We start from the raw sequence: 4,906 nt of genomic DNA, 5'->3' as shown, positions 1-4,906 counted from the left end.
ACTCCGAGGATGAAGGACCCGAGCGTGGAGATGACGTTTAACGCGGTGAAGCCATCGGTCGGCAGGTAATCGGCATACCGGCGCGGCATGCCCATATCACCCAGCCAGAACTGCACCAAAAATGTGGTGTTGAAGCCGATGAAGGTCAACCAGAAATGCAGCTTGCCCATGCGCTCGTCGAGCCGCCGTCCGATCATCTTCGGGAACCAGAAATAGACCCCGGCAAACGAGGCGAAGACGACGGTACCGAACAACGTGTAATGGAAATGTGCCACCAGAAAGTAGGAGTCGGTGACCTGAAAGTCCAGCGGCGGGCTGGCCAGCAGGACGCCGGTTACGCCGCCCAGTAGGAAGGTGGCGAGGAAACCCATCGACCACAGCATCGGGGTCTCGAAGGTCAGTTGTCCCTTCCACATGGTGCCGACCCAATTGACGAATTTTATGCCGGTTGGTATCGCGATCAGGTATGAGGTGAACGAGAAGAAGGGCAGCAGAACGGCGCCGGTGGCGAACATGTGATGGGCCCACACCGTCATCGACAGCCCAGCGATGCCGATGGTGGCGTACACGATTGAGGTGTAACCAAAGACCGGCTTGCGGCTGAACACCGGGAGGATCTCGGTGACGACACCGAAAAACGGCAGCGCCACGATATAAACCTCCGGGTGACCGAAAAACCAGAATAAGTGCTGCCACAGGACCGGACCGCCATTGGCCGGGTCGTAAATATGACCTCCCAGCTGGCGATCATAGGCAAGCCCGAACAGCGCCGCCGTCAGCGGCGGGAAGGCCATCAACACCAAGATCGAAGTCACCAGAATATCCCAGGTGAACACCGGCATCCGGAACATCGTCATGCCGGGGGCACGCAAACACACCACGGTGGTGATCATGTTGACCCCACCCAGTATGGTGCCCAGTCCTGCGACGATCAGACCCGTGATCCAGAGATCGCCACCGGCGCCGGGACTGTGCGTCGCATCCGACAGCGGCGTGTAGGCCGTCCAGCCGAAGTCGGCGGCCCCGCCAGGGGTGATGAAACCTGAAATAACGGTCAGCGAGCCAAACAAGAACAACCAGTACGACAGCGCATTCAACCGAGGAAATGCGACGTCAGGCGCGCCGATCTGCATCGGTATGATCAAATTGGCGAACCCGAACACGATCGGGGTGGCAAAGAGCAGCAGCATGACGGTGCCGTGCATCGTGAACAACTGGTTGTATTGCTCGTTGGACAAAAACTGCATGCCGGGCGCGGCCAGCTCACTACGCATCAACAGGGCCATCAGTCCGCCCGCGAAAAACAACAAGTAGCAGGTGATTACGTACATCATCCCGATCAGCTTGTGATCGGTGGTAGTCACCAGCTGGTAAGCCAGCGTCCCCTTCAGCCCCGCACGGGCTGGAAATGGACGCCGTGCTTGCAGAGGAGTATTCGGCGGTGCTTCAGCTGTCATGTATCGTCATCCCCTCTGCGTGATGGCCCCGTGCGGGAAAGATGGACACTCCACTCGTAAGTGCCGTGGCGGCGAAGCGCTGATGCGCCGACGTGAGAAAGCGGTGGTACTTGATGACATCGAGGTGCGACCTTCTTATCGGGCGGAACGCATATTGCGGGTTGAATCAGCGGGCGTGCCTCGCCCTAAACGCGCGACTCGGCGTCGAGCCAAGTACAACCAGAGCCAGCCCACAGTCGCACTGGCCAGCGCTAGGATGCCGATTGCAGTCGAGCCCCCGCCGTGCCCTATGCCGGCCAAGAAAAGAGACACCATCACCCCGCCCACTGCGGCGCCGATCAACAGGTAGCCGATCAGCTGGCGGTTGTCTTTGAACGCCACGCCCGCCCGCGGCTGATGTGTGCGGTCATGGTCGATCGGATCTCCGCTGTTAACGGGCACAGGCGCCCTCCCCACTCGTCCCGGCCAATCGCCCACGCTGGCCACCTCGTTTGGCAGTGGATACCCGGATGCAGGCCAAGAAAACGTCGCTGCTGTGAAGAGTTGGCCGGGTCGTGAAGGTGTGAACGTCTCGCCGAAAACGGCGTGGCCCCTCGGCCTGCCCGGTCGATCAGGCTCTCGCGGAGACAAGAAACAGTTGGGGCACGTCCACAATCATGGACGGTCCCGCGTCAATGGCTGCGCGAATGTTCCGCCGCGTCGGCGTCCTCTCCCAGTATCAGCGAACGCACCAATTGACGTGTTCCGAAGGGCCGCAGCATGGTGCTGGCCGGACGCGGCCGCACTTTGAGCGGCCACCAGAACCAGCGGCCGAGCAGCGCGGCGATCGACGGTGTCATCAACGAGCGCACAATCAGCGTGTCGAACAGCAGCCCAAGCCCGATCGTGCTGCCGGCCTGACCGATTGAGATCAGGTCGCTGGCGACCATCGACATCATGGTGAAGGCGAACACCAGGCCGGCCGCGGTGACGACCCCGCCGGTGCTGCCCATGGATCGGATGATGCCGGTCTTCAGCCCGGCGCCGATCTCCTCCTGGAACCGCGACACCAACAGCAGGTTGTAGTCCGAGCCGACAGCCAGCAAGATGATCAACCCGAACACCGGCGCGATCCAGTTCAACTCCAAACCCAGGATGTGCTGCCACACCAATACCGAGAGTCCGAACGCGGCGCCCAGCGACAGCAGCACCGTCCCGACGATCAGCAGGGAGGCGACCAGGGCCCGGGTGATGAGCACCATGACGACGAAGATCAGCGTCAGCGCCGCGAGCCCCACGATCAGCAGGTCGTAGTGGGAGCCTGACTGGATGTCGCGGTAGATCGCCGCGGTCCCGGCGAGGTAGAACTTCGCGTCGGTGAGAGCCGTTCCCTTGACCGCCTGATGCGCGGCAGCCAGTTCCGGCAGGACTGCGGAAATACCTGCCGGGGTCGCCGGATCCGCGCCGTGGGTGATGATGAAGCGCGCGGCTTTACCGTCCGGCGACAAGAACAGCTTCAAGCCACGCTGGAAGTCGGCATTCTTGAACGCTTCCGGTGGCAGGTAGAAGTAGTCGCCACCGCGCGAGGTGTCGAAGGCCTGGCCCATCGCGCTGGCGGTGTCAGTCATCTCTGCCATCTGCGTGATCAGCCCCGCGAAGCTGCTGTGCATCGTCAGCAGGGTTCCCCGCATGGATTTGGCGACCGCGATGATCGGCGGGAACTCGGCGACCATCTGCGGCAATATCGCGTCGATATTGTGGACGTCGTCCACAAGCGCTTTTATGTCATCACTGAACTTGTCGGACTCATCGAGTGCGTCGAACATCGAATGCACCGCCCAGCAGACCGGGATGTCGTAGCAGTGCTGCTCGGCGTAGACGTAGTCGTGGATGGGCCTCACGAAGTCGTCGAAATCCGCCAGCTGATCCCGCAATTCGTCGGCGGTGAGCTTCGCCTCTGCCAAATCGCCCACCATGTGATGCGTGGTGGCGGCCATCTGCCCAAGCAGGCCCTGCATCCGTTGCATCGAACCGATCATGACGCCGAGATCGTCGCTCATCTTGAGCATGTCGGCCGCCCGGTCCTTCATGAACTGCACGTTTTCCTGGATCGGAATCGACTGGGCACTGATCTGGAACGGTATCGAGGTGTGCTCGATCGGCCCACCCAGCGGCCGGGTGATGCTCTGCACCATGGCAATTCCCGGCGAACGGAAGACGTCCTTGGCGATCCGGTCGAGGATGATCATGTCAGCGCTGTTGCGCATGTCGTGATCGCCTTTGATCATCAGGATGTCGGGATTCATGGTGGCGGCGCTGAAATGACGCTCCGCGGCGGCATAGCCGACACTGGACGGCAGGTCACTGGGAATATAGAAGCGGTCGTTGTAGCTGACCGTCATGCTCGGCATGATCAGGATACCGACGATCGCCAGGGCCAGCGAGACCGCCAGCACCGGTGCGGGCCAGCGCACGGTGGCGGTGCCGATGCGCCGCCAACCATGCACTTTGACAAGCCTTTTCGGGTCAAGCCAGCCGAACCGGCTGGCGACCACGACGACGGCAGGTGCCGCGGTCAGAGCTCCGGCGACGACGACGAGCAGGCCCAGCGCGGACGGAATACCCAACGCCTTGAAATACGAGAGTCGCGCCAGGTGCAGGCAGAACGTGGCACCGGCGATCGTCAGTCCCGAGCCCATGATGATGTGAAAAGTGCCGCGAAACATCGAGTAGTAGGCGGTTTCTCGGTCTTCACCGGCCTGGCGGGCCTCTTGGTAGCGGCCGACGAGGAAGATCGCGTAATCGGTCCCGGCTGCGATGGCAAGCGACGACAGCATGGCCACCACGAACGTCGAAAAACCCAGCCAGTCGTTGTTTCCCAGTAACGCGACAAGCCCTCTGGCCGTGCCCATCTCGAAGCCGACCATGACCAGGATCAGCAGTACCGTGCTGACGGATCGATAAGCGATGAAGAGCATGACCATGATGACCACGCCCGTCACGCCCATCATGATCAGCATGCTCTTGTCGGCGGCATCGTTCATGTCCGTGTTCAACGGCGCCGGACCGGTTTCGTAGACCTTGAGGCCGGCGGGCGGCGCTGACTTCTCGATGATCTCGCGCACCGCTTTCACCGACTCGTTTCCCAGGGTGCTGCCCTGGTCGCCGGCCAGATTCAGTTCGACGTACGCGGCTTTGCCGTCCCGGCTCTGTACCCCGGCGGCCGTCAGGGGATCTCCCCAGACGTTCTGGACGAGCTGAACGTGCTTGGTGTCGGCCTGCAACGTGCGAACCAGGCCGTCGTAGTAGCGATGCGCCTGCTCGCCGAGCGGCGTGTCGCTCTCCCAGACGATCATCGCGCTGCTGTCGGAGTGCGATTCGTGAAACGTCGCACCGATCTGCTTGGCCGCGCTCATCGCCGGGGCATCCTGTGGCGCCATCGGCACCGCGTGGTTGCGCGCCCCCGACTC

General features: G+C 62.0%; 2 protein-coding genes. Both read right to left on the bottom strand.

The window, feature by feature from the left end; translation table 11 throughout:
* Nucleotides 1-1,457 (bottom strand): cbb3-type cytochrome c oxidase subunit I (locus AC2VOU_RS09755; RefSeq protein WP_486957188.1); only part of this gene is annotated, 1,457 nt, incomplete at its 3' end.
* Nucleotides 1,458-2,128: 671 nt separating this feature from the next.
* The coding region (locus AC2VOU_RS09750; RefSeq protein WP_486957187.1) for an MMPL/RND family transporter at nt 2,129-4,906 on the bottom strand (2,778 nt) is incomplete at its 5' end.

It is taken from the genome of Mycobacterium sp. TH-M25, from assembly GCF_057473665.1.
This window is presented reverse-complemented; position numbering and strand designations above follow the sequence as displayed.